The 25,908-nt window shown below is 40.0% G+C and carries 29 protein-coding genes; 8 read left to right on the forward strand and 21 right to left on the reverse strand.

The window, feature by feature from the left end:
- Positions 1-203 precede the first annotated feature (203 nt).
- The 5 genes from MUB35_RS05500 to MUB35_RS05520 all read right to left on the reverse strand — a co-directional run bounded on the left by MUB35_RS05500 (position 204) and on the right by MUB35_RS05520 (position 3,459).
- Positions 204-794, reverse strand: a complete 591-nt coding sequence (locus MUB35_RS05500) for a hypothetical protein (protein ID WP_244805825.1) — start codon at positions 792-794, stop codon at positions 204-206.
- Between the two features lie 52 nt (positions 795-846).
- Complete coding sequence (locus MUB35_RS05505) at positions 847-1,428, reverse strand: hypothetical protein (RefSeq protein ID WP_244805826.1); 582 nt, start codon at positions 1,426-1,428, stop codon at positions 847-849.
- Positions 1,429-2,495: 1,067 nt separating this feature from the next.
- Positions 2,496-2,987, reverse strand: coding sequence for a hypothetical protein (locus MUB35_RS05510; RefSeq protein WP_244805827.1), 492 nt, complete (start codon positions 2,985-2,987; stop codon positions 2,496-2,498).
- 27 nt (positions 2,988-3,014) lie between these two features.
- Positions 3,015-3,233 (reverse strand): BOW99_gp33 family protein, encoded by a 219-nt coding sequence (locus MUB35_RS05515; protein WP_244805828.1) that lies wholly within the window; start codon positions 3,231-3,233, stop codon positions 3,015-3,017.
- 49 nt (positions 3,234-3,282) lie between these two features.
- Positions 3,283-3,459, reverse strand: coding sequence for a hypothetical protein (locus MUB35_RS05520; protein WP_187370586.1), 177 nt, complete (start codon positions 3,457-3,459; stop codon positions 3,283-3,285).
- A 125-nt stretch (positions 3,460-3,584) separates the two neighbouring features.
- Between MUB35_RS05520 and MUB35_RS05525 the strand changes: the two genes are divergently transcribed.
- Together MUB35_RS05525 and MUB35_RS05530 are read left to right on the forward strand one after the other, a co-directional pair.
- Positions 3,585-3,965, forward strand: a complete 381-nt coding sequence (locus MUB35_RS05525) for a helix-turn-helix domain-containing protein (RefSeq protein ID WP_244805829.1) — start codon at positions 3,585-3,587, stop codon at positions 3,963-3,965.
- 507 nt (positions 3,966-4,472) lie between these two features.
- The gene (locus MUB35_RS05530) at positions 4,473-5,927 is read left to right on the forward strand and encodes a recombinase family protein (protein WP_244805830.1); all 1,455 of its coding nucleotides are present in this window, start codon (positions 4,473-4,475) and stop codon (positions 5,925-5,927) included.
- 78 nt (positions 5,928-6,005) lie between these two features.
- Here MUB35_RS05530 and MUB35_RS05535 read toward each other — a convergent pair whose 3' ends face one another.
- Both MUB35_RS05535 and MUB35_RS05540 read right to left on the reverse strand, forming a co-directional pair.
- On the reverse strand, positions 6,006-7,682 hold the full coding sequence (locus MUB35_RS05535; protein WP_244805831.1) for a recombinase family protein: 1,677 nt from the start codon (positions 7,680-7,682) through the stop codon (positions 6,006-6,008).
- A gap of 138 nt (positions 7,683-7,820) precedes the next feature.
- Entirely contained in the window at positions 7,821-7,985 is a 165-nt protein-coding gene (locus MUB35_RS05540) for a hypothetical protein (RefSeq protein WP_008689701.1), read from the reverse strand.
- A 200-nt stretch (positions 7,986-8,185) separates the two neighbouring features.
- Between MUB35_RS05540 and MUB35_RS05545 the strand changes: the two genes are divergently transcribed.
- Positions 8,186-10,507 (forward strand): ATP-binding protein, encoded by a 2,322-nt coding sequence (locus MUB35_RS05545; protein WP_008689703.1) that lies wholly within the window; start codon positions 8,186-8,188, stop codon positions 10,505-10,507.
- A 59-nt stretch (positions 10,508-10,566) separates the two neighbouring features.
- Here MUB35_RS05545 and MUB35_RS05550 read toward each other — a convergent pair whose 3' ends face one another.
- From MUB35_RS05550 to MUB35_RS05575, 6 genes are all read right to left on the reverse strand, one after another.
- The gene (locus MUB35_RS05550) at positions 10,567-12,648 is read right to left on the reverse strand and encodes a heavy metal translocating P-type ATPase (RefSeq protein ID WP_008689705.1); all 2,082 of its coding nucleotides are present in this window, start codon (positions 12,646-12,648) and stop codon (positions 10,567-10,569) included.
- A gap of 7 nt (positions 12,649-12,655) precedes the next feature.
- Entirely contained in the window at positions 12,656-12,958 is a 303-nt protein-coding gene (locus MUB35_RS05555; protein ID WP_008689707.1) for a DUF6110 family protein, read from the reverse strand.
- Positions 12,959-13,167: 209 nt separating this feature from the next.
- Entirely contained in the window at positions 13,168-13,401 is a 234-nt protein-coding gene (locus MUB35_RS05560) for a transcriptional repressor (RefSeq protein WP_008689709.1), read from the reverse strand.
- A gap of 31 nt (positions 13,402-13,432) precedes the next feature.
- On the reverse strand, positions 13,433-13,810 hold the full coding sequence (locus MUB35_RS05565) for a heavy-metal-associated domain-containing protein (protein WP_008689711.1): 378 nt from the start codon (positions 13,808-13,810) through the stop codon (positions 13,433-13,435).
- An 82-nt stretch (positions 13,811-13,892) separates the two neighbouring features.
- A complete protein-coding gene (feoB, locus tag MUB35_RS05570) occupies positions 13,893-15,899 on the reverse strand; it encodes a ferrous iron transporter B (RefSeq protein WP_008689712.1) in 2,007 nt (668 codons plus the stop codon).
- A 101-nt stretch (positions 15,900-16,000) separates the two neighbouring features.
- Positions 16,001-16,213 (reverse strand): FeoA family protein, encoded by a 213-nt coding sequence (locus tag MUB35_RS05575; protein WP_008689714.1) that lies wholly within the window; start codon positions 16,211-16,213, stop codon positions 16,001-16,003.
- A 237-nt stretch (positions 16,214-16,450) separates the two neighbouring features.
- Between MUB35_RS05575 and MUB35_RS05580 the strand changes: the two genes are divergently transcribed.
- A complete protein-coding gene (locus MUB35_RS05580; protein WP_008689715.1) occupies positions 16,451-16,810 on the forward strand; it encodes a metal-dependent transcriptional regulator in 360 nt (119 codons plus the stop codon).
- Positions 16,811-16,907: 97 nt separating this feature from the next.
- Here MUB35_RS05580 and MUB35_RS05585 read toward each other — a convergent pair whose 3' ends face one another.
- The 5 genes from MUB35_RS05585 to MUB35_RS05605 all read right to left on the reverse strand — a co-directional run bounded on the left by MUB35_RS05585 (position 16,908) and on the right by MUB35_RS05605 (position 19,215).
- Entirely contained in the window at positions 16,908-17,102 is a 195-nt protein-coding gene (locus tag MUB35_RS05585) for a hypothetical protein (protein WP_008978798.1), read from the reverse strand.
- On the reverse strand, positions 17,099-17,710 hold the full coding sequence (locus MUB35_RS05590) for a class I SAM-dependent methyltransferase (RefSeq protein ID WP_008689717.1): 612 nt from the start codon (positions 17,708-17,710) through the stop codon (positions 17,099-17,101). The genes MUB35_RS05585 and MUB35_RS05590 overlap by 4 nt, the downstream gene beginning before the upstream one ends.
- 61 nt (positions 17,711-17,771) lie before the next feature.
- Complete coding sequence (locus MUB35_RS05595; protein ID WP_008689718.1) at positions 17,772-18,053, reverse strand: DUF2325 domain-containing protein; 282 nt, start codon at positions 18,051-18,053, stop codon at positions 17,772-17,774.
- 157 nt (positions 18,054-18,210) lie between these two features.
- A complete protein-coding gene (locus tag MUB35_RS05600; protein ID WP_008689719.1) occupies positions 18,211-18,633 on the reverse strand; it encodes a flavodoxin in 423 nt (140 codons plus the stop codon).
- A gap of 30 nt (positions 18,634-18,663) precedes the next feature.
- Positions 18,664-19,215, reverse strand: coding sequence for a DUF3793 family protein (locus MUB35_RS05605; protein ID WP_008689720.1), 552 nt, complete (start codon positions 19,213-19,215; stop codon positions 18,664-18,666).
- 531 nt (positions 19,216-19,746) lie between these two features.
- Here MUB35_RS05605 and MUB35_RS05610 point away from each other — a divergent pair.
- The 4 genes from MUB35_RS05610 to mobQ all read left to right on the forward strand — a co-directional run bounded on the left by MUB35_RS05610 (position 19,747) and on the right by mobQ (position 23,197).
- A complete protein-coding gene (locus MUB35_RS05610) occupies positions 19,747-20,250 on the forward strand; it encodes a replication initiator protein A (protein WP_008689721.1) in 504 nt (167 codons plus the stop codon).
- Positions 20,247-21,077: an ATP-binding protein gene (locus tag MUB35_RS05615; RefSeq protein ID WP_008689722.1), complete on the forward strand. Its 831-nt coding sequence runs from the start codon at positions 20,247-20,249 to the stop codon at positions 21,075-21,077. The genes MUB35_RS05610 and MUB35_RS05615 overlap by 4 nt, the downstream gene beginning before the upstream one ends.
- Before the next feature lie 40 nt (positions 21,078-21,117).
- A complete protein-coding gene (locus MUB35_RS05620; protein ID WP_008689723.1) occupies positions 21,118-21,339 on the forward strand; it encodes a hypothetical protein in 222 nt (73 codons plus the stop codon).
- Positions 21,340-21,487: 148 nt separating this feature from the next.
- Entirely contained in the window at positions 21,488-23,197 is a 1,710-nt protein-coding gene (gene mobQ, locus MUB35_RS05625) for a MobQ family relaxase (protein WP_009243499.1), read from the forward strand.
- A 77-nt stretch (positions 23,198-23,274) separates the two neighbouring features.
- Here mobQ and MUB35_RS05630 read toward each other — a convergent pair whose 3' ends face one another.
- The 3 genes from MUB35_RS05630 to MUB35_RS05640 all read right to left on the reverse strand — a co-directional run bounded on the left by MUB35_RS05630 (position 23,275) and on the right by MUB35_RS05640 (position 25,645).
- Entirely contained in the window at positions 23,275-23,646 is a 372-nt protein-coding gene (locus tag MUB35_RS05630; protein ID WP_008689726.1) for a TnpV protein, read from the reverse strand.
- Between the two features lie 31 nt (positions 23,647-23,677).
- The gene (gene rlmD, locus MUB35_RS05635) at positions 23,678-25,345 is read right to left on the reverse strand and encodes a 23S rRNA (uracil(1939)-C(5))-methyltransferase RlmD (protein WP_244805832.1); all 1,668 of its coding nucleotides are present in this window, start codon (positions 25,343-25,345) and stop codon (positions 23,678-23,680) included.
- A 69-nt stretch (positions 25,346-25,414) separates the two neighbouring features.
- Positions 25,415-25,645 (reverse strand): DUF4366 domain-containing protein, encoded by a 231-nt coding sequence (locus tag MUB35_RS05640; RefSeq protein ID WP_018594181.1) that lies wholly within the window; start codon positions 25,643-25,645, stop codon positions 25,415-25,417.
- Positions 25,646-25,908: the final 263 nt, after the last annotated feature.

The raw sequence follows: 25,908 nt of genomic DNA on the forward strand, positions 1-25,908 counted from the left end.
TCAATCTCTCACTACAGGCAGCCAATACTGTGACTGCTTTATAGTGATGCTTTCATAATTGTTGAAAACATTTGTTGTCAAGGTTCAGTTTTTTGCTACGTGTTTTATTTTCGTAGCAATGTGCGACTAACAATTGACATGGGCTCGGTCCCATATCGTATTTAAATATCATGTCTGTCTCTATTTCATAATGGTCCAGAACACTATGTTTTTTTTACGCCCAGATCCCATATGGAAATCTGCTGTTGCTTTCCCTCATCCATCCTGCGTTCTAGCTCTGGCTGCCGGTACATCATGATCTGCATATCCGTAAACTCACTGTCATACAGCTGCCTGATATTCTGGATCGCAGAGAAACGGTTATTGCTTAACGTGGAATGTGACATACGGAGTTCCGCCCTCACTACCTTCCAGGGCTTGTGTTCCACATATAAGGCTTTCAGCACCGCCCTCTGCCGATAGGGAAGTCCCTGGTAACAGATCCAGACCCGTTTCAGGGCTTCCTCCTCCTGCATGAGCTGGTATATATACATTTTAAGGAACTCTGCATACCGCTCCTCATTCTCTTCATACCGCTCAAGAAGATCCCCTAAATCCTTCTTCCTGCCTCCTCCAGATGTACCTGCAGTACCATAATTTTTCTTCATCTGCAGGCTCTCCAGAACGTCATCCGTCGTTGCCATGTTGCTGTGCAGGAAGCGGATCCGGTCGCGGACATCCTCCAGTAATGTCTCATAACCAGACAGGCAGCGTACAATATAATTCTCATCTATTTCCATTCGTTCCATCGTCATCACCTAACCTCCCGAAGCGGCACTGTTCCACAGGCGGGGAATATCCCCAGAATCAGCGGATGGAATGCCGCTTCTTTTTTTTCGCTGTTTCCCGGTGCTCCTCCTGCTTCTGTTCCGTTTTGATCGCATCCTCCGGTTCAAACTTATATTCAGCGATCGTTTTGGGGAATCTGTCCCTCGTAAAGACTGATATGTAAGTATCCTGATCTGGTAGTATCCGTGCCTGATAGACCATTTCATCATCCATATATTGCTCTATATCCCAGGATCCGTTATTACCACTTCGTATTTCCTTATCAGGAAATCCATATATCTCTGATAATATGTAATGGCAATTTCTTGATTTTTTATTATCCATATCTATCTTTTTGTCCTCTAACTTCAATTCCTGTTTCTTTTTTTTGCTTTGAGGTTCAGCTTTTTCAATTATGTATTTTATTTTTTTATTCACATTCTTCTGGTGGGCAATAAAATCTTCTGCTAATTCCTGGCTGGCAAAAGCACATTTTAATTCATACTTATCTGTACCACCCAATTTCATCTCATAGTCTCTGTATACTCTGAATGGCAATATGCCATTAATAACCTCTATCCCATCGTTTAATCCATTAGTATAAGCGTCTACTTTATCCATATTTATTTCTCCCTTCAAAAATATAGGTATATGGTTTTTCCCATTCTGTGCATTGTTTATTTGTCATCATTAAATATATTTTCCATTTTTCTTAAAATGTTGAATCACATATCCAATAATTATGATAAAAAATTTTATACACAATATAAGGACAGGCATGTATTAAATCCTTCATAGCTTCGCTTTTAATCACCTGATAATACTTGTGACTATTTTTCTGGTTTACTGCACCCGCAAATGTTTCTGCCTCTCCTATGTCTATAAAGATTGCAAGGTAACAAGATGTCCATTCCGGGGTATCTGTTACGATATATTTGAAAATCATGCTATTCTCATGCCCCTCCCTCAATACAGCAGATTATAGTAGTCCTTAAAATAATTTGAACAAAAGAAAGGCCAGTTGTATCACAATAATCAAGCAAATTATTAACACGATTGTCAGAGGTATCAATTCCTGTTTTTCTTTCGCTTGGAAGTAATCACAGGTATCCGCTCCCCAGTCAAACCGACATATATCTTTTTTTTGAACCTTGTACATTTTCCTTTTTTAAAGAATTTGCACCTTCCCATACTTTCTCCTTTCACGTGTTCTATTGCTACATGTACAAAATGACACAGATAAAGAACGAAAACACAAAAAACACCCCTCCCAACACTATAAGGCGGACCACGGATGGTTTGATATTTCCTTGATGCAATTTGGTATTTTTGCCCTTTTTTACTTTTCTATAACTACAATATGTATCGCCGCATTTCAATCGGCAGATGCACGATTTCTTGAAACGTTTGCATTTTCCATTTTTGTAATATCTGCAATTCAAAATATTCTCCTTCCTGCGTATCCAGCCATACGCTCTTTCAGTAAATTATGAATTAATGTCCGTTATTCATGATTCCTCTGGTTTGAAACCGTATATCCTTGACAATACACATTCTTTTTTATCTTTTTCCATCGGTACTCTCCTCATAAATATTCGATAAAATGACGATAATCCTTGACCAAACGCCTGCCATCATTTAAAATGATGTTGTCTATGCATGGGCCTGGCAGTGTTTATCTGTCGGGTTCATTTTATTTCTGCCTTTTCCGCTTCGATATACTGCATGAGCTGTTCCTGATCCTCTTTCTTCTCCTGCAGGAGCTCCTGGTTGACCCTCAGCACCCCATCCCAGCTCTCCGGCTCCACCCCGCCCCATTTACATTCTTCACAGTAATGCTCGTATGCCTTTTTCAGTCTGTCCGGTTCTTCTGTGAGCAGCTCTATATCGTGGTCATAGTTATAAACGTAGTATCTCCACGGCATCAGGAAATCTGTGGTGATACAGTAAGCCCTGTCATACCAGGTGTTGGCAAACCGCACTTCATCGCTGCCGTTCCTCTGCCAGCCGGTCAGATCTGCGACAAAAGACTGTATCAGCTCTCTTGCATTATGCAGGCCGGCACGCAGTGCCATACGTGTCAGACTGCTGTACTGCTTGTCTGTCAATTCCGGAATAATATCTTTTCTGGCACTCTTTGTAGCTAAATCCTGAATCATTTCATTAGCCTTTCTTTTCATGTTATGCCTCCTATTCTTGTTCTCACTTTAGGAAACCCTCTCAGCAGGTTCATTAACATTTTTTCCAGCCTGTTCCTGCTTTGTCAAAATACCATTTCGATACGCCTTACAAATGACATTGTACACAGGATGATATTTGGGAATCATAACTCCTTCGATACTATCTCTTACAGTGCCATCACTCATTACATGGGTAATTTTCGGTTTAATAGTCTTTTTTTCTGATTTAAGATTCTTTTTATTCACAAAATCGCCTCCTGACTGTAAATATCATGTCTATTTACTATGTGATACACTAGCCTGCTTTATCTCTCGTTTCTGGCGTCAATACAACAGAATCCATAGTTTTAAGAATGCCAAACATCATTCCGTATACCTGATTTTGACTTTCCTTATCCAAATATGGAGCCATGATTCTGATGTTTTCTAGCGTGTCATTTGTAAGTTTGATTTCCGGCTTCTGTAATCTCATATTGTCACCTCCTATGTTTTCTTTGTCTCTATTATAGTTGGCTTTTAAAACATTGTCAAGAACTTTTTGTTGACTTTGAAAACACTTTCTTATATAATGCATTGTAGAGGAGGTGAAGAATAATTATGGAAATTGGCGATAGATTAAATTATTTAAGAGAGAATCATTTAAAAATAAGCCAAGAGGAATTCGGTAAAAAGATTGGTGTAAGCAGATTTTCTATATCAAATTATGAATCTGGTAAAAGAAAACTTACAGAGCGTGTCATTACTGATATTTGTAGAGAATTTGATGTAAATGAAATTTGGCTCAGAACCGGAGAAGGTGGCGACGAGAACATTTTTAATAAGCTAAATGATGAGGACAGATTCTCAATCAACCTCGGCAAACTCAGTATAACCGAAAATGAATTTGCTAAAAGTATGCTTAACGCAATTGCAGAATCCTCACCAGAAAAGCTAAAATCTATAGAAGAATTTATGAAAAGTTGTCTAGGCATAAAATAGCTGGGGCCAGCCTAGTGGCTAGCCCCAGTTATTATTATGATTATCAAATAAATTCTCCTTAATGTCTTTTCTTCATCCACCTGATTTATCATTTCTTTTATAAGTTTTTAATCTCTTTTTTTTCCATATGTATGCCCCCTTGATACAAGCTACATTTTTAACTGCTTTCGATGAATCGGTTAAATTTACATTGATCCGGTACAGAACTGTTGTTCTACTTAATAGTATACTACAAATATATTACGCATTCAAGAACATATGTTCTTTTTAAGAATTTTGTAATGTCCGTAAATGTTTCAAATTTCTTGTTAATATCTGACACTTATAAAGTTTATTGATTTTATTCTCCTTTTGCATCTGATTATATTGAGAATTTTGTTACATAGTACTATACTAAAAATAACATTATGTCTATGCAAGATTATACATCCAAAAACAATTAGGTATGAATTCGTTAAAATAAAAATTGATAATGACAAAAATACTCACACGAAAAGGAATCTATTTATGAATCAAAAGAAAACAGTACCTATATCTGCTAAATTATTGGAATCCGCTGCAGATATATATATCCGTGTTTCCACCACTGAACAAGCACAGGAGGGTTATTCTGTTGAAGAACAGGAAAAAAGGCTCCAGCAATATTGTAAAGCTATGGATATTAAAGTACATAAAATCTATGTTGACGCTGCATATTCCGGTTCTACATTGGAACGTCCCGGAATACAAGAAGTTATCAGGGATGTTCGTGCTCATAAAGTCAAAAAAGTCATAGTCTGGAAGTTGGATCGGCTCTCTAGATCACAAAAAGATACGCTTATAATGCTAGAAGATGTCTTCCTGGAAAATAATTGTGATTTCGTATCAATGTTGGAATCCTTTGACACATCCACTCCATTCGGGCGAGCAATAGTTGGAATATTGGCCGCTTTCGCACAGTTAGAACGAGAAAACATTAAAGAGCGTACAAGCATGGGAAGGATTGCCCGAATCGCCAAAGGACATTACTCTGCTTCTCACCCTCCACTGGGTTACCATTTTATTCCTGGTAGTAATGATCTGGCAATCGAAGAATATGAATCAAATATTGTTCAAGAGATTTATACAAGATTTCTTTCTGGCGAAAGTTTAAATGGAATTGCAGAAAGCATGAAAAATAAGTATGGAGAAAGTCTCCGGACATGGAATAATACTTTTATCCGACGCATTCTTGAAAATCCTGTTTATATGGGTAAAGTACGACAGAACGACAAATTATATGATGGAATCCATGAACCCATAATATCAGAAACAGAATATTACATGGTTGCAGCTCTCCTTGAACATAATAGACAGATAAATAAGCAGAGCCGCAGATCAGAAAGCCTGTTGACCGGTCTTCTATATTGTGGTGACTGTGGCGCTAGAATGCAGCCCCGCAGGGTTGCCTCAGGATATAAATTGCATAGATATATCTGTTACTCTGTCAGTAGAACAAACAAAGCTATGATTCGTTCTAATAATTGTACCAATCGCTTACACCCTTTTACTTTGGAACAGTTAGATAATATGATTATCGAGGAAGTTCTGAGACTTGCTGTTGATAAAGAATATCTTCAATCTATACTTGAAAAAGATACTGCTCCAAAGGTGGATGAAACCGAACTGTTTCGTGAACGTCTGGTAGAGGTAAAAAAACAAATGGATAAACTCCTAAATTTATATCAAATTGGAGCCGTCGATATCTCAGATATTGCAGATCGGTTAGAATCATTAAAAGAAGAAAAGGAAGCCCTGCAGCATAATATAGATCGCAGTGCAGCTGAAACACCTTTACCTATCGAAAAAATCCAATCATATGTCCAACTATTTAAAGAAGCATTAGAATCCGGTGATAATGATACCGCAAGACAGATAATCAGGATGTTAATTGATAAAATTGTAGTCTTGAATGAAGACATTGAAATACACTGGAGTTTTTAGAGATTATGTCAGTGGAGAGCAGAAGGCCCTCCACTGATACAAGATTTGATAGTGTAATTATTGGACGCGAATCGAAACTTAATTTGGAAGCTCTAAAAGGCAGACAGTTTCAACTGTTGTTTCGTTGTCCCAACTAAGTTCCTGAATTTCTTCACCGTCAAAAAATACCGGAAACTTAAATTTTATATGCTTCAAAAATCTTCCGTTCGGCTGTTCATCCTCGTAAATATCAACTCTTTCAACAAAACTGTTCATAAATTCTTTTTTCTCCATATCGGTGAATTTATCATACAGTTTGTCAAAGTACAAAAGATATTGATACACTCCATCCTCAGAAATTTTCTGCTGACGGATATACTCTTTTCTGGATACTATATCATCGATCAGACTTTCCAGTCGTTCAATCTCATCATACAAACCATTTAACCGATCCTGCATATCCTGATACTTCCTGTCATACATTTTATCAGAAATATCCAGATTGTCCATCTGTTGTCCTAACCTATTTTTAGCTCCCAATACTTGCCGCAGCTGTTTTTTCAAGTTCTCATGCTCTGTTTCCAATTCTCCGGTATCTATCTTAGAATTGATTTTTGCACGTATAGCGGCTTCAAATTTCGGATTATTCACCAGCTTTTTAATAACTTCTGCTACCGCATCATTTACTTTTTCTTCGTTCCACTGCTTCCGGTAATCACATTTATGACCATTCACATAATACCTATGCTTGCAGGCATAATAAAAATAATCCTTATAAAATGTTCCGTCTTTTTTCTTCTTACGGTTTACATTTCCATACATTCCCTTTCCACAAATTGGACATTTAAGAATTCCGGACAAAATATGTTCATGCTCCAAACTATGGATTTTCTCATGCTTTACTCCATTTATATTTCGTTTCTGTTTTGCCAAGTTCCAATCATCTTCGGAAATAATGGCTTCGTGAATACCATCACTTAATATATAAGAATCCTGCTTTACAATACGGAATTCATTTCTCTTGCCTGGCACTCTTTCAGTTTTCCTTCTTCCAAATGCCAATTTACCACAATAAATAGGATTATCAAGGACACCCTTTATAAAAGAAGTAGCAAACGCATCCAACGTATTATTCTGTCTCTTTTTCTTCTTGTAGCCATGCTCATTCAGATAGGCTGCAATGCCATTTACTCCCATATTGGTATGAATATATTTATCAAAAATAATACGAATGATTTCTGCCTCATCTTCTGCAATTTCCAGTTCTCCATTTAACAGCTTATATCCGTACGGAGCAAATCCGCCGTTCCATTTGCCATCTCTCGCCTTTTGTCTGCGCCCCTCCATTGTCTGTACCAGAATATTTTCACGTTCAATTTCTGCTACCGCAGACAGAACAGAAATCATCAGCTTACCGCTGTCTTTAGAACTGTCTATACCATCTTCAACACAGATCAAATTTACTCCAAAATCCTGCATTCTCTGCAAAGAATTAAGTACATCTGCAGCATTTCTTCCAAAACGGGATAACTTATATACCAAGACAAACTCTACACGATCTTTACCTTCTTCAATATCCCGAAGCATTTGCATAAATTCCTGCCGTCCTTCAATACTTTTTCCTGACTTTCCCTCATCCGAATACTCTCCGACAATCACCATTTCCTGAAAATCTGCATATTTTCTCAATCTTTCTTTTTGTGCTTCCAAGCTGTATCCTTCTACCTGCATAGACGTAGATACCCTTGTGTATATATAACATCTTCGCTTTTTCATTTATATTCTCCATACCAAATTACAGTTTACTTTTTATTTGTCCCAACTATATTTTACCGTAGCTGCACATACTCGTCAATATAGGTAAAATGCACAAATATCACGCAAGAAAAAAGAGAGCCAACATCTATGCTCTCCCTAATCATTTCCCAATGTATTCTGTTGCTGCTCTTGCTGGCAGTTATCTTCTGCTTTGTCCTCCTTCGGTAATCCATTCAGTTCCTGAAGGAGCTCACTGCCATATTTTTCTATCATTCTGGCAAGAAAATCAACACATCGTTCAAATTCAACTGTGTGTGCCATAGCTCCTCCTTCCAAACCGATATTTCTTGTCACCACGCATTTTTCGGCGGTACTCTTTAGCTGATCTGGAATTTGTGCTATAATTTCTATTAGACCAACTCCGTTCAGCCTGATGTCAGTTTAATGGAATTTCATAAGAAACTCATTGAGCATAGATTGAGCGGAAATTGAGTATTTTACAGAACAGGAGGGGATTCTATTTGGAAAGATGTGATTTTGGTTCGATTATGACGATCATTCGCCGTTATATCAGCGAAGATAAAGGAATGAATCAAATAGATTTTACCTATCTGTTATTTGACACGTTTATGTGCAGCGATGAAGCCATAGACTTTGATTTTGACAATGGACAGGTCTGCCGTTGGATGACAGGACAGGCAAAAGTAAGTCCCCGGATCGTAACCTACTTTTTAGATAAAGAACATCAATTAGAATTGGCAGGAAACATTCAGCGACATATTATTCCTCTGATGTATGATTCTGCTATGGCAGCAAAAGAATTATATGAGTTAGTATTACAGGATACATCTATTTCAGAGCCAAAAAAACAGGAACTAATCTGTTCTTATTCTCCCGCTGATATAGACACCATACATATTTTCATAACAAGGGTTCTGTGTTTCGGAATGGAACGGAATTTTGTGAAACGTGACACACGAACCAAGAAATTATTAGCCGCCGGAAATCTTTCTCCTGTCTTAACAGATTTTGTAATGGGAAATGACGTTCCCCGTCCATGCAGGCATTTTTGTGGACGTTCTGAAGAAATCGAAGTGCTGCATTCTCTGTTGGAAAAAGAGCGTAAAGTATTTTTATCTGGAATTGCCGGAATCGGGAAAAGTGAACTGGCAAAGGCTTATGCCCTGCAGTATAAGAAAGAATATACCAATATCCTGTATCTCACCTACAGCGGTGATTTAAAACAGGATATTACAGACATGGATTTTGCGGATGATCTTCCGCAGGATTCTGATGAAGAACGCTTCCGAAAACACAACCGTTTTCTGCGTTCTCTCAAAGAAGATACTTTGATGATTGTAGATAATTTCAACGCCACTTCCATACAGGACAGTTTTCTTTCGGTCATACTCAAATACCGCTGTCAGATATTATTTACTACCAGAAGCCGTCTGGACGGACATTCCTGTATGCTGTTGGAAGAAATTTCCGATAAAACAACGCTTCTGCAACTTGCAGGAAAATTTTTCTCCGACACAGAAGAAAAATCTGATGTCATAGAACAGATCATAGAAGCTGTCCATGCCCATACGCTCGCTGTAGAACTGGCATCACGCTTACTGGAAACCGGAATATTGGAACCAGAAATGCTCTTAAAAAAATTGTTGGAAGAAAATGTCGCTCTTGATGCAACTGATAAAATCAATATTATAAAAGACGGGCAAAGCAGCAAAGAAACCTACTATGGACACATACATACTTTATTCTCTCTATATCAGCTTTCTGAAACTCAACAAGATGTAATGAGATGTCTGTGCCTGATTCCTTTAACCGGTATTCCGGCACGAAGATTTGCTGCATGGCTGAATTTACCGGATTTGAATGCCGTAAATGATTTAATTGAAATGGGATTTATTCAGCCAAAAACCGGAAGAACCATTGTACTGCATCCCATGATACAGGAAATCGCTGTTGCAGATATGCAGCCGTCTGTAAAAACCTGTTTCCCTTTACTGGAAAGTCTGCAAAACATCTGCCTTTTACACGGCAATGATATTTCCTACTACAGACTTGTTTTCCAAACCGTTGAAAACATTATTACAAAAACAACTAAAGATGATATTTCTGGTTATTTATTATTCTTAGAAGATGTTTTCCCATATATGGAAAAATACCACGAAGAAAATGGTATGCAAAGAATCCTGCGTGAACTATCTTCTTTGCTGGAAGACACTTCTATCGGAACCGTGTCTGACCGGGCATTATTACTGGACTATAAAGCTACCCTTGAAAGAAATATTGGAAAAGCCGTAAAGCTGGAAAAAGAAGCGATGTCTTTGCTTTCTCCTGTTACACCTGAAAACGCCCACCTCGTCGCAAATCTATATGGAAATCTGGGTGGACTATATCACCAGCAGGGAAATACCGAACTGGCAAAACAGGCTATGGAGCAGGGAATCAGCTTATTAGAACAATACCAGCTTCTCTATATGAATGACAGTATTGTTCAAATCTGCAACTATGCAGCTCTCCTTACAGATACCGGTGAAGCGTCTCGTGGATTATCCTCCTTACGCAAATGTGCCCGGCTGGTAAAAGAATACAATTCCGATCAGTGTCTGGACTATGCCATTATTCAGGAAGCTATGGGAACTGCCTATCTGGTACAGGCTGATATAGAACAGGCTACCTCCCATCTCAAAAAAGCTATGGCAATCTATGAAATAGTATGGGAATCTGAACCGGAAGCTATCGATAATAAATACCAACAAATACAAGAATTGTATATCAATGCTGGAATACAAATTGGACAACAATTATTGAGCTCTACTAAAAATGTCTGAATAGTCTACAAATCAAACTATTCAGACATTAAAACTTATAACAATATGAATATTTTATATTAATTAGTCGGCAATAAATTTCCCATACTCTTCAAACTGATAGCTAAAGTAGAAGTATTATGTAGTAACGCAGAGGTCGTTGGTTGAATAATTCCTGCCACTCCTAGTGCAATCAGCATTGCATTAATACCGACAATCCCCCTGTAATTCCCCTGAATACGGTGCATCATCGCATTAGACAAACGTTTCAGTACTACGATTTCCCGCAGATCCTCAGCAGCAATCGTAATGTCTGCGATCTCTCGCGCAAGTTCTGCTCCATCACTGATTGCAATTCCCGCATCTGCTGCTGAAAGCGCTGGCGAATCATTGATTCCGTCACCGATCATCACTACTTTTCTTCCTGCCGCTTTCTCTCTTTCAATGAATCCTGCCTTATCTTCCGGAAGTACTTCGGAATAATATTCATCCACTCCCACTCGTTTCGCAATAGATGCTGCAGTACGTTCACTGTCTCCCGTCATCATGACGATCTTGGAAACACCTTCTTCTTTCAAAAATCTTACCATCTCCCCGGCTTCTTCCCTGAGAGGATCTTCAATACAGATTACAGCAACTAATTCTCCGTCAATGGCAAGGAACAAATGAGAGTATTCTTCAGGAAGCGTATCAAATCGTTCCTGATATTCCGGACGTATCCGGCACTTTTCATCCTCAAACACAAAATGACTGCTCCCTATTATGGTCTTCTTTCCTTCTATATAGGAGGAAATACCATGGGCTACAATATACTCCACTTTTGAATGCATTTCTTCATGATACAGACTTCTTCTCTTTGCAGCATCCACGACAGCTTTTGCCATGGAATGTGGAAAGTGTTCTTCCAGACAGGCAGCAATCCGCAGAGCTTCCGGTTCAGGATAATCGCCAAACACAATGACTTCTTTTACAGTTGGTTTCGCCTTTGTCAGCGTACCGGTCTTATCAAATACGATGGTATCTGCCTCTGCCACAGCCTCCAGATACTTCCCACCCTTTACGGTAATTCCATTCTGTCCGGCTTCCCGTATTGCAGAAAGGACAGAAATCGGCATAGCCAGCTTCAATGCGCAGGAAAAATCCACCATAAGAACAGAAAGAGCTTTTGTCATATTGCGTGTGACAGCCCAGACAAGCCCTGTCCCCAGAAGCGTATATGGTACCAGACGGTCCGCCAGATGCTCTGCCTTGCTTTCCAGATTGGATTTCAACTTTTCTGAGTCTTCAATCATAGTCACAATCTTTTCAAACCGGGTAGCACCTGATACGGCCCTGACTATGATTTCCAACTCTCCTTCCTCCAAAACGGTTCCTGCATATACGGACTGACCCTCAGTTCTTCGTACCGGAAGAGATTCTCCGGTCAAAGATGCCTGGTTCACCATTCCTTCTCCGCAAGACACCTCTCCATCAAATGGGATTACATTGCCCATGTGTACGATCACTCTGTCACCCGGCAAAATATCGGATGCCGGAACAAGAATTTCCTGCTCCTCTCTTTTCAGCCATACTTTCTTTATGTTTAAAGACATGCTGCGTGCCAGATCTCCTACAGACTTTTTATGTGTCCATTCCTCCAGCAATTCTCCAATTCCCAGCAGAAACATGACAGAACCGGCAGTATTAAAGTCTCCTCGCAGCACGGACACGCCAATCGCTGTAGCATCTAATACCGGCACCTCTATCTTCCGTCTGGCCAGACATCGAATCCCTTTTCCGATATATTGGACCACTTTAAAAGTAAGCCATATTTTTCTCACCGAATTTGGCAAGAGCAATTTCCCTCCATAATGGAGCAATGTTTTTGCTATCAGCTTTTCCCTGTATGCGGAATTTAAAGCACGCCCTGAACTTGATAATACATTATCCGGAACATCTGCTTTCTCAAAATGAAACTTTTTTAATTTATGGATCAGTTCTTCTCTGTCCCCTGTATAATAGATCACAGCATCTGCGGTGCGCTCATATACTTTGACCTTTATAACACTTTTCTGTTTTTCAAGAGCCCAGCAAAGAACATCCGCCTCCGTACATGTCATTCGGTTTCGGATAACGTGGATACGGAGACGGCCCTGTACTTCATGCTTGATAAGAAATCTCATCTTTTACCTATTCGTTTTCTTCCTGTTCAGACGCACCATCCTCCTGAACATCATCTTCCTGCACCTGCATTGCCTCTTCCTGTGCACGCTTTTCATTGATCTGTTGTGCTTCTGCAAGGATATCCTCTGCGTTCTCCTGCACTGTTGTAGCAGTCTTCATAACACAGTCTTTTGCCCGCAGTACAGCCGCAGTGCAGTTTGTATATACTTTTTTTGCGTCCTTACTGGAAAGGAGCTTTACACCCGCAGTCCCAAATACGACTCCTCCTACAAAACATCCGATTTTTTTCAAAGTAGAATCACTAAACATCCTATGTACCTCCTGATTATTTGTGTTTATAGCCTGTATAGAATACCATCAAAAAGCAAAAGACGGACGCCCACGCCCAAAACCTATGTTGTTTCACAACCACATCACTTCCTTTTCTATAAGACTCTGTTTATTTTTTCATAGTAACAACTTTCATTTAAGATAGTCAATTCTAACAGTCCTTATTGATAAATTTTGTCATTTGCAGGCTACTTATATACGATTTCTCTGCTAAGCACCCCGATATTCTCCAATTCCTTTACCAGACGGTAAACGGTTGCCATCCCAATGCTCTGGTCAAGTTTCACCACCCGGGCATAAATTTCCTTGCAGCTGGAACACCTGTCTTCCAGGATAATATCTAAAATCATTTTACGCTGCTTTGTAATTCTGCAGCCATTTTCTTTCAGTTTTATAATAATACTTTCTTTTTCACCGTTCATACCCGCTTTCTCCCATATGAAATACCACGGTCTAGCTTTGAATAGACTCAACTAAAAACCCTGCTTTTTCTACTGCGCAGATCAGGATATCTTCCCCTATTTCACGATCAAGGGATATCTCAGCACAACTTTTATTAAGATCTACTCTGGCGGAGACTCCATCAATCCGATTCAAGCTATCTGTCACACTTTGTACACAATGTTCACAATGCATTCCTGTAATAAACATGGTTTTCTTTGCGATGACCGGACCCGTCAATTTCTTTTTTTTCTTTTTATTTTTGCTGCTGCAATTTCCTCCCGCTGGACATCCAACACATTTCACTCCGCTTCTTTTTGCCTTAATAAGATATGCAGCTGCACTCCCTACTAAGATTACAATAACAAGAACTGCTATCATATTTTCCATAGAGCATTTCACATCCTTTTCTAATAAAAATGGTGGACAAAGTACTTCTTCTCTGTCCACCGTCTGCTATAACTTTTATCCTTTATGATTTTACAGAATGCAGGCTGTATTCTGAAGCAAACTCTTTATCTGACTTACGGATTCTCCAGAGAATAATCAAAGCAAATACAATAACCGCGATAAGTCCCGGAATAAATGCGGTGCCAAAAGATCCTGTTGTGATCAATGTACCAATCTGATATACACCAAAAGCTACGGTATACCCCGTTGCAAGTTGGAGACAGATTCCTCCAAGCAGCCATTTTCCACTCTTCATTTCTGAATTCATCGCTCCAAGAGCTGCAAAACAAGGTGGTGTGTAAAGGTTAAACATCAAATAAGCAAGAGCTGCTACCTTTGTCAGTCCCATAACAGTTGCTACTTCATTCCCACTTCCAACCAACGCCAGTTCATCTGTATCTATTAAGTTTGTGATACCGTAAACTACTGCAAGCGTCCCAACTACGTTTTCTTTTGCGATAAAACCTGTCACTGCCGCTGCTGCAAGCTGCCACACTCCAAATCCAAGCGGTATGAACAAAATCGCAAACGGATGGGCAATGGATGCCAAAATAGATGTCCCTTCTGCACCTTCTTCTACAAGCTGGAACTGCCAGTTAAAGCTCTGCATGATCTGTACCACCGTATTGCATACCAGAATGATCGTTCCTGCTTTTACGATATATGCTTTTCCTCGCTCCAGCATAGAGCCGCATGCCCTTTTCAAGCTTGGAAACTTATATTCCGGAAGTTCAATAATAAAGAAAGATTTTCTGTATTTTTGTCCTGTAATCTTTTTCACAAGTAAAGCTCCAAGCAAAACTAAGAGAATACCCACCAGATACATAGTTGCTGAAACCCACCATGCGTCCGCAAAGAATGCACCTGCAAAAAGAGCAATCACTGGGATTTTAGCTCCACATGGCATAAATGGTGTAAGCATCGCTGTGGTACGACGTTCTCTTTCGTTACGGATTGTACGGCAAGCCATAACGCCCGGAATCGCACATCCTGTACCAATGACCATAGGAATGACAGATTTACCGGAAAGCCCTACTCTCTTAAAAATCGGATCCAGAACTACTGTAGCTCTTGCCATGTATCCACAATCTTCCAATAATGCAATTAAGAAGTACATGACCATAACAAGCGGAAGGAAACCGACAACTGCACCAACGCCACCGATGATACCATCTACAAGGAGTGCATACAGAAGCGGGTTTGCATTTTCCATCAGTCCGCCGACCCATCCCTGGAAAGTCTCGATCCATGCCACCAGCCAGTCTGCGATCCAGGTACCGAGCGTTGTCTGGGATATGTAGAACACAAGGAAGATAACTGCTGCGAAAATCGGTATACCGATAATCTTATGTGTGATGATACCGTCAATCTTATCCTGTACGTTTCTATCCTTTGTAAAAACTTTTCTCTTCTCTACCTGCTTTACAATTCCATTCACAAACTCAAAACGCTTTCTGTCAGCCGCTTCTACTGCCGTTTTATCTTTGAAATCAATATCCCCCTGCACATAAGGTGCTTTCTGACCTTTTCCTCTTAATGCAGCCGCAGCATTTACAGTCTCTTTGAGTCCTTCATGTCCGGAAGAAGTGGAAATCGTCTTGATTACCGGACAGCCCAGCTTTTCAGACAGAATCTTCTCGTCAATTTTTGTCTGTTTCTTATTAACGATATCGCTCTTATTCAGTGCGACAACTACTGGAATCCCAAGTTCCAGAAGCTGTGTGGTAAAAAACAGGCTTCTGCTCAGATTCGTAGCATCCACGATATTGATGATCACATCCGGATTCTCATTCTTGACGTATCCGCTGGTAATGCTTTCTTCCGATGTAAAAGGAGACATAGAATAAGCGCCCGGCAAATCTACCGCAACTAACTCCTCCGTCCCGTCATAATAACCTTTCTTGATCGGACTTTCTTTTCTTTCGACCGTAACGCCTGCCCAGTTCCCGACACGTTCATTCCTGCCGGTAAGTGCATTGTACATGGTCGTCTTTCCACTGTTGGGATTTCCTGCAAAAGCAATCCTCATAATTCTCCTCCTTTTCGACGTCTTTAATTATACGCATCTTATCTTTATTAGTATGCACTAACCTTTGTGCAAAAAAAATAGTGGAAACTACTATTTTTTTATTATATTGAAATGGCTTTCGCCAGATCAGTATCAATATTATAACGCCCATCCTTAATGGAAACTACACAGCCACCCTTCAGATGAGAAACCACTGTAATTGGTTCACCACTGTAACAGCCAAGAGAAAACAGAAAAGAGGTCAGTTCTTCATCATCTGTCAAAATTTCCTTAATGATATATTCTTCCCCTTCTTTGGCTTCTGTTAAATTCATATCCACTCGCTCCTTATAGTCATTTTTACAATTATACTTAAAATTTACTCACAGCTATTCGATGTTTTTTCTCATTTGACGTTGTTAGTATATTCTAATCCCGGTGAGTTGTCAATAATTATTTAATACTTTTTTATTTTTCTTTTATAAATATATCTGGCTGAATACCATGAATCATGATACAATAACTATACAATTTTTATAAAAGAATCCGAATGATATAGGAGGTGACAAGCTATGCACATAAATTCGTCTGGTGAAAACTATCTGGAAACTATTTTAATATTAAGCAAAAAACGTCCTGTTGTTCGTTCTGTGGACATCGCTACAGAATTAGACTTTAAAAAACCCAGCGTAAGTGTGGCTATGAAGAAACTGCGTACAAGCGGACATATAACGGTATCTCCGGAAGGATATATTAATTTAACTGAATCTGGAAAAGAAATAGCTACACAGATTTATGAACGCCATGTTCTTCTTTCTTCCTGGCTAGAACGTCTTGGTGTTGATCCGGATATTGCCGCACAAGATGCATGCAGGATAGAACATGTCATTAGTTCTGAAAGTTTTGAAGCCCTCAAAAAGCATATCAAATAACTCTCTTCTCACTATAAATTGAATGGCATTTTAAAACCGGGAATTTCATACTTTCCCGGTTTCTAAAATCTTTTCATTTTCCATATTTAGTATTGCATTATTGATTTTTATCGTGCTTCTTATATCGAATATGCCCAACAATACCTGCAGCAAAGAAGAGTATTGCGGCTAAAAGTTGCATGCTTACCACAAAATCAACCCCATCTTTTCTGAAACTGTCAAAAAAGTTAGTCAGCCATATTACTGCGCCTACAAACCACAATAAATACCATCGTTTTCTTTTGCTTTTCATAACTTTTTTACCACCACACAAATCCAACCTTTTTTTGTTTTATCTACTTTTACTCCTCTAAAACCGGCATCCTCCAAAGATTTTTCTATTTGCTCAGAATTGTAAATCTTCATCCCCTGTATTATCTTCGTCCACTTTTCATCCTTTGGATTTTCACCGTTTGATTCATTGCAGATCATAAACGTTCCGCCGATTTTCAAAATTTTATATACCTTCTTAAAAGCCTCACTAATATCCGGCCAGAAATATATTGTTTCAAATGCAGTAATTACATCGAAAGTTTCACCTCTGAAAGGGAGTTTCATGACATCCCCCTGCAGGATTTCACAACGCTTACTTTCTATCCCTGCTTTATTGATTTTTTTGCTTTTTTCTACACTGATTTCTGAATGATCAATGCCAACCACTCTGCCATACGGACTTTTTTCTAATAACTTTCTGACATTTGCCCCACCGCCACATCCAATATCCAGACATACATTATCGCTTTGAATTTCCATATGTGTAAATCCCCATTCAGCCATAGATGAATGACCAGTATTCATCATATGAACCATAATTTTGCCGCCGATTCCTTTTGGCTTACAAGTATTTTGAAAAAAAGACATAACCTATACCTCTATCAACTCACCAAAACAATATCTATTCTTAATATATAAAAAAATTTCGCTACATACAGATACTTCCAAGAATCTCCTGTAACGCATTTTTGCTACTTGAATGGCATCTCACTACATCCGCATTGCAGCGTTCCGCCTCCTCCACTGCACACCTGGCCATCTTATGGGAAACCGTATTCGTGAACAGTACAATCAAATCTGGATTCCCAATCTGTTTACTTAAAGTTGCAGACATCTGTGTAAAGACTTTCGCTTTACAATTAAAACTTTTACAAACTTTTTTGTACTGACAGACCATTCTATCATGCCCGCCTATAATAACAACACTCATACCCAACCTCCCATTTTTAATATATTCATAAAACGCTCCGATAGCAGATATCTACAAAATCATCCGTTCTTGATCATCGGTTGCGTTCTAAATCGTATTATGGGAACGCTGCTATTAACTGATTAAAATCTTTTCTCGCAGCATTCCCCAATATTTATTAATCCAGATTTTCACCCAACGCTTTGCAGGATTGAATCCCCTCATCATCGGGCATTTCATTGCAGATCACGCTTTCACAAATCAAGACAGCTCCCGCCTCTTTGCATCTTGTCTCCCAGTCTCTCATCCACTCTCCATCTCCCCAGCCATAAGAGCCAAACAGTGCAATTCTTTTTCCTGAAAGTTTTGATTCACAAGAAGCAAACATCGGTTCAAATTCCTCTTCTTCCAATACTTCTGCTCCCATTGCCGGGCATCCAAAAGCGATCGCATCATAAGAATCCATCATAGAAACATCAAATTCATCCGGAGTTAATAATACAACCTCTGCCCCCTTCTCCTTCGCGCCCTCCAGTACTGCCTTTGCCATGGCTTCTGTATTTCCTGTGCCACTCCAATAAACTACTGCAATTTTACTCATGATTTTTACCTTCCTTTCTGAAGTTTGTGATTATATAGTAATCGTAAGCTGTTCAACAGCCACGCCACTTTTCCATCTCCTGCAATAAATTTCTGTGCATTTTTTATATTTTTTAAACAGAATCCTCGCGGCCTGTTCATCCCCGTACACCTTCCAACACCCAGAACATTTGCTGCAGGCCGCCTTATTCTCAATAAATCCTTTTACATCCTCTGCCGGATACCCTAAGAATAAACCTATTTCATGCGGAAAGTCTGGGTCACTCTGCAGTTTTTGAATCAGTCTGCAGATGCACTGTGATAGATTCGTACAATCATATCCCTTACATTTCAATATGATCTGAGTTTTCTCATCAGAAAAATCTTCTTTTAACTTTTCTGGACGATAGACATAAACCAGCATCCGTTTGTCTGATATGCGAACCGGGATAATCCGGATCCCTTTCTGTGTCAGTTTTTGATTAAATTCACGTATTTCTTTTATAATCATCTTTTGTGAACTATAAGGGCATGAAAAAAGACTTCCCGTTTTCAGTCCTGCTAACGTAGGTGAACAATGGCATACTAACATTTCCTCTGACATTTTCTTTCACTTCTCCTTAAACATCTTTTCTGAAAATGAATCTACTCTACCCAGTAAGTTTTCTTTATCAATAGTTAGTTTTAACTAATTCATGTGAAAAAAATATGCACACCTTGCTTTCATTAAAAACATCAGATGTACGTTTCTATAATTTTATAAACCTATCCCATTATCTAAACATAAGCCGTTTTTTAATTAGCTTTAACTAACTTTAGTTTACTTTATTTTTTCACTGTTGTCAATCCATAAATAGATGTGATTAATAAATAATATTTACTAACCTGATTATACACCCGTTTTTTCGTTGTAACTATTCCTGTTTATATTTGAAAGTTCATTGTAACTCAATTCTCACTCAATCCCGGCTCAATGCCATTCCCCCTTCTTTTCAATAAACTAATCCTGTGCGAAACATCCGCACAAAAGATTATCGGAAAGGAGGATTTTTATGAAAACACAAAGAGGAAGTCCTGTTACAGATGAAAAATACTGCAATAGATAAGTGTTCGTCATCTGAGGGGAGGTGAGTGCATGACAACCTTTCTTACTGCAAACAGTACTCTACCGCCATATATGGCATTTCCCAGTTTTCTTCTGGACTGTGATTTCTCCGAAACCACAAAACTGCTCTATATGGTGCTTTTAAACCGGGCAAGATTATCACAAAAAAATGACGGCTGGATTGATAAAAAAGGTCATGTGTTCTCCTATTTCACCATTGAAGATATGGCAGCAACACTTCGCAAAAGCCAGACAACCATCAAAACATCTCTGAGTGCTTTGGAACAAGTAGACCTTATCTGTCGTGCTCGTCAGGGAACCGGGAATCCCAACCGGATTTATGTAAAAGTCCCGGCTGATTTTTCAACACAGACAGAAGAAAAACTGTCTGTTAGACAGTCAGAAAACCGTCCCTTTGACAGACAGAATTCTGTCCGCCAGACAGTCAGAAAACTGTCCCCTAATAATAAAGAGAAGAAAAATAATGATTCAGTAAAACGCCATTATGAATGTAAGGAGGATGAAAGCCTATGATAAAACCACAAAACCTACTGCCGAACCTTTCTCCCCGGCAGCCTTTAGAAGATGAATATATCAGCGAAACGGACGGTCTGATCTACTGTTCCAAGTGCCACACCCCACGGCAGAAAAAGATAGAATTTTTAGGAAAAATCATGTTTCCGATCATCCGCTGCCAATGCCAGCAGGAACAATATGAAAAAGAAGAAGCAAAACGAAAACACCAGGAATTTCTAGAACACATCTCCCGGCTGAAATCCAGCGGTCTGCAAGACCCGGCTTTAAGAGAATTCACTTTTGCTCACGATAACGGTATCAACCCGGAAATTGAAAAGGCAAAAAATTATGTTACTCACTGGGAGGAAATAAAATCCAAGGCCATGGGGCTGCTGCTCTGGGGTGATGTCGGCACTGGGAAATCCTTTTTTGCAGGCTGTGTTGCAAACGCTCTGCTAGATAAAGGGGTTCCCGTACTCATGACGAACTTCGCCAAAATCTTAAATTCTCTGACCGGAATATATCCGCAGGATCGGAATGAATTTATCAATAGTTTAAATCAGTACAGCCTGCTGATCATTGATGATTTGGGTGTGGAACGAAATTCCGAATTTGCTTTAGAACAGGTCTTCCATGTAATCGACAGCCGTTACCGCAGTATGAAACCTATGATCATTACAACAAATCTGACGTTGGAAGAATTAAAACATCCGGAAGATTTAGCACACAGCAGGATCTATGACCGGATTCTGGAGCGTTGTGTCCCACTAAAGATCAACAACCAGAATATCCGGGAACTGAACGCTGTAGCTAATATGTCAGAAGCCCGAAAACTACTTGCTTAAAAATCTGACCGGAAACGGTCATAGAAGAAAGGAGGCCAATATGACAGATAAAAAAACACAAACAGAAATCAGAAAAGAATTATTACAGGCAAGACACAGAGCAGAGGAAGCACAGGCACGGAACCGTGTGAAAGAGCGAAATGCCCGGACACGCAGGCTGATTCAGGAGGGTGCCGTTTTGGAGAGCATCTTCCCGGAATTCCAGACAATGGAGCCGTCGCAGATCAGACAGGAATTGTTAAACCGTTTCAAAAGAATCTGACACTAGTTGACACCAGCAATTTCTCATCCCGAAGGGCGCACTTACTCACCACCTGATAAATCAGGCAGTGGTATCCCCTTCGGGGCTCGTGCGCTCTGCCGAGGGCTTTATCCGCTGTTGCAGGCAACATCGAAAGGAGGTGCCAGATATGGCAATTTATCATATGCAAGCCAAAGTCGTCAGCCGCGGTTCCGGTCGGTCTGCTGTTGCTGCTTCTGCTTATATGAGCTGTAGCCGCATGTACAATGATTATGACGGCATCCAGCATGACTATACCAGAAAGCAGGGGCTGATCTATCAGGAGGTGATGCTTCCTCCAATGGCTCCATTGGAATGGAATGACCGGGAACAACTCTGGAATGCTGTGGAAGAAAACGAAAAGACCAAAGACAGCCGACTTGCAAGAGAATTTGTTGTCGCACTCCCCGTTGAGTTGGATAAAGACAGCAATATTTCTCTTCTTCAAGATTTTATTAAAAAAAATTTTGTAGATATGGGGATGTGTGCTGATTTTGCCATTCACGATACAGATGGTCACAATCCCCATGCACACATTCTTCTTACTGTCCGACCATTAAATGAAAATGGAACATGGCAGTATAAAACAGAAAAAGAATATCTCTGTATCAAAGATGGGGAAGAAAAAGGGTTTACTGCTTCTGAATTTAAAACTGCTCAGAAACAGGGATGGGAAAAGCAATATCGCTATAAAGTTGGGAAAAAGAAAGAATATCTGACTTCTTCTGTTGCACAGGAAAAAGGATATGAACGAATTGATAAACACCCCAAGAGCAGCCGATATGGCAGACAGAATCCTATTTCCCAACAATGGAACAGTGATGAACAACTTTGTATCTGGCGGGCAAACTGGGCAGATGCCGTAAATAAAATGCTTGCACGTAATCAGATAAATGCTACCATTGATCACCGCAGCTTTGCAGATCAGGGAATCACCGAACAGCCAACCATCCATGAAGGCTACATTGCCCAGAATATGGAAAAGAAAGGCATGATAGCAGACCGCTGTGAAATCAACCGTCAGATTCGTGCGGATAACAAAATGCTCCGAGAATTAAAAGCAAAGGTAGCAAAACTGGCTGAAGCTGTAGAAAAGTCTATTCCAATAATAGCTGAAACGTTAGAAGCGATCCGCAATCATATGATTTTTATACAGTATCATTTACTTCATAATGAGATGCAAAAAGAAGTGATCCATGACTGGATGAATCATTTCAATCCAATACTGAATAAATACAACACAGTTAAAAAGGAACTCAAAGCTAAAGTTACGGAACGGAAAGAACTGAATGTGCAAAAGGATAAAACCAGTATTTTGAATCCCATCCGGCATATAAAATTAAATCAGCAGCTTACCACTATTACCGAAGAAATCGAAGAACTGAAATCAAGGAAAGAGCAGCTAATCTTCCAGGCAGAATGCTCTACCAATAAAGATATGACGAATCTATCCAAGAAATATGACCAGATGAATAAAAATCTGGATATCCTGTATTCTCAGGACACCTCGCTCAAAAAGCAGCTTGAAAAAGACGCCGCCGCTTTCCGGGAAGAAAAATTTCGTCCTGAACCAGAACAGTATACAGAATTGCTGGACACCCGAATCCAGATACGTCCTGATTTTCGGGATAAGCTGATCGAACAGCTCAAAGGTACTTTTGGTAAGTATTATGACTATCACCGCCGTGATATTGCAGCCAATGAGGTAGATTATCTCAATGTGGAAGATCCTGATGTTTTTTCCCATCGTGCCTGGGAACTTGAATATCAGAGGAAACAGGAAATACGGCGAAATCAGCCTGCTCGAACTAAGAAAAGGTCGTATGATATGGAATTATAATTTGGTTCTTCTTTGCCCATTATAAACACAAGAGCTGAACAAATAGGATTTTTCGTCCTACCTGTTCAGCCCTTTGTTTACCTGTAAATCAATTCTTTCAACACAATCTCTTCTGCAGCATTCCGGACATTATTTACCGCTCTAACCCATTCCATCTGGTCACGAGCTTTCAATTCTTCCGTAATGCCCTGCTTCTCCATCATCTGACTCACCAGAATATCCATTTTCTCCTGTGTTTCATCGTCCACCGCATTCAGATGTTCTGTCAATCTGTCTTCCAACATATACAGTGAATACATTGCCGGACGATGCTCTTTCAGATATGTTTTCCGCAACATTCCGTATTTCCCATAATGCGGTTCTTCATCTGTACTGACAAGATTCGGATAGTAAATTCCGTCTGCGCCAAGTGTGTAGGTTCCACCCATTTTTTCAAATGTGCTTTTCATGTGTTATTCCTCCTTGAAATCAGCGATGTCCTTAGATCATCGCATAATATTTCAGGGCAGCCTTGATAGCATCTTCTTTCTCTTTCGGGCATTGTGGAACTCTTGCATTTTCTGATTTTGGAAGATTATAGTTTTCTCCCACTTCAATTCCACATTTGCGTTTTACCTGAGAAATATATAAACTTGAAACCTTCAAGCCAAATTCTTTCAGCACATAATCTTTGATTTCCTGATAGGTTGCTTTCAACTCGGCACTGGTGGCATCCAGCTCGTCCAGGTCTAAGTCGATCTCTATCGTGTCATCTGGTTTTTGTTGGGACAAAAGAACAACCGTCTCTACATGGACGGTGTTAGGGAACATGTCAACGCAACAGACACGTTTTACATGATATCCCCCCTTTGAAAATTCAAGGATATCCCGGGCCAGGCTAGTTGGCTTACAAGAAATGTATACAATTCTTTCACACCTAAATGAATCTCTTATCTTCGGCAGCGCCTTAGGATGAATCCCATCTCTCGGCGGGTCCAGCACGATGAAATCAGGCTTCTCCTCAATCTCATCAATCACCTTCAGCACATCCCCAGCAATGAACCGGCAGTTGTCAATTCCATTCAGCTCTGCATTCTCCTTCGCCGCCTGCACAGCCTCCTCCACGATTTCAACCCCGATCACCTTTTTCGCCACCGGCGAAAGTATCTGTGAAATGGTCCCTGTTCCGCTGTACAGATCAAACACGGTCATATCTTTCGTATCCCCGATATACTCCCTTGCCGTATTATACAGCACCTCTGCCCCATAAGAATTCGGCTGGAAGAAAGAAAACGGCGTCACTTTAAATTTAAGCCCCAGGATCTCCTCATAAAAATAATCCTTCCCATACAGTATCCTGGTCTCATCGCTCTGCACCATATCAGAGAGCGCGTCATTGATAATATGGAGAAATCCCACTATCTCCCCCTCCAAAGGCAGCGCCAGCAGTTCTTCCTTCAGCGGTTCCAGATCATGTTCCTCCTGGCTTGTAGTTACCAGATTCACCAGAATCTCCCCAGTTGTATTGGCCCTTCTCAAAAGCAGGTGGCGCAGATATCCCACATGCTGCATCTTCTTATAATAACTCACATTCCTGCTCCGGAAATACTCGCCCACACACTGCAGAATCTTCGTCATATCCTCGTGCACCAGCTTACAGTCATAAGCATTCAGCACATCATAGGTACTTCCCTTCTTATGCAGTCCCAGCGCCAGAGGGCCGTCCTTGTATTCATCACCGAAGGAAAACTCCATTTTATTTCTGTAAGCAAACTCCATGGGACTTCCCTTAATCCCTTCAAACATATAATCCGGGCTGCCGTCCTCATCCACCTGACCGGCATTTACAATCACCTTGTCCAGCAGATTTTTAACCTGCTCTGCCTTCATATTAAGCTGGTCTTCATACTCCATGGTCTGATACATACAGCCGCCGCAGGCCGGGAAAATGCTGCAGACAGGTTCGCGTTTCTCCAGCGGAGATTTTTCCAGCACCTCCAGAAGTCGTCCTTCCAGACGGTCTCCCCTCTTTTTATTTATCAAAAACCGCACCTTCTGGCCCGGAATGCCATTCTTTACGGTAACGGTCCTGCCGTCTATGATGATACGTCCCTTGTTGGGGAAGTCTACTTTTTCAATGATTCCTTCGTAAATTTCTCCTTTTTTCAAAACTGTTCCTCCTGATATTGTTTAACAGAAAAAGAAGCTCCGGTTTCCCGAAGCTCCCTATTACTCTTTTTATTTGTCTTCATCCTCGTCATCGTCTTCAAAATAATCATCGAAGTCATCGTCGAAGTCCTCTTCAAAATCTTCCAGATAATCCGGAGTGAAGAAACGGTATACTGCATATGCTATTCCGGCAACAGCAGCTACTGCTCCGATGATAGCCAGAATCCATAAGACGGTATTCTTATTTTTTTCTTCTTCTTTCTTCTGTAATGCTGTGATTAAATCCTCAATACGATTCATAGCCTGCACCATCCTCTCTTACTTATGACATCCTGCACTGCTGCCCCGACTCTCCGGAGTTGCTGCCGGCTGTCTGTCAGTCTTTGCCGAATGTACTGCAAATTCCTTTATTATAGTTTCCTGTAAAAAAACTTTCATTCGGCTTGTTTTTAATATTATATCACGATAGGCAAAATTTTACTATCCTTTATTCAATATTTTCATATTGATTTATCCCGAGTTACTGTTCACACGCCACTGTCCCGCGAGGTGTTTTCAGGCTG

Source organism: Blautia sp. NSJ-175, from assembly GCF_022867815.1.
Taxonomy (GTDB): domain Bacteria; phylum Bacillota; class Clostridia; order Lachnospirales; family Lachnospiraceae; genus Blautia; species Blautia celeris.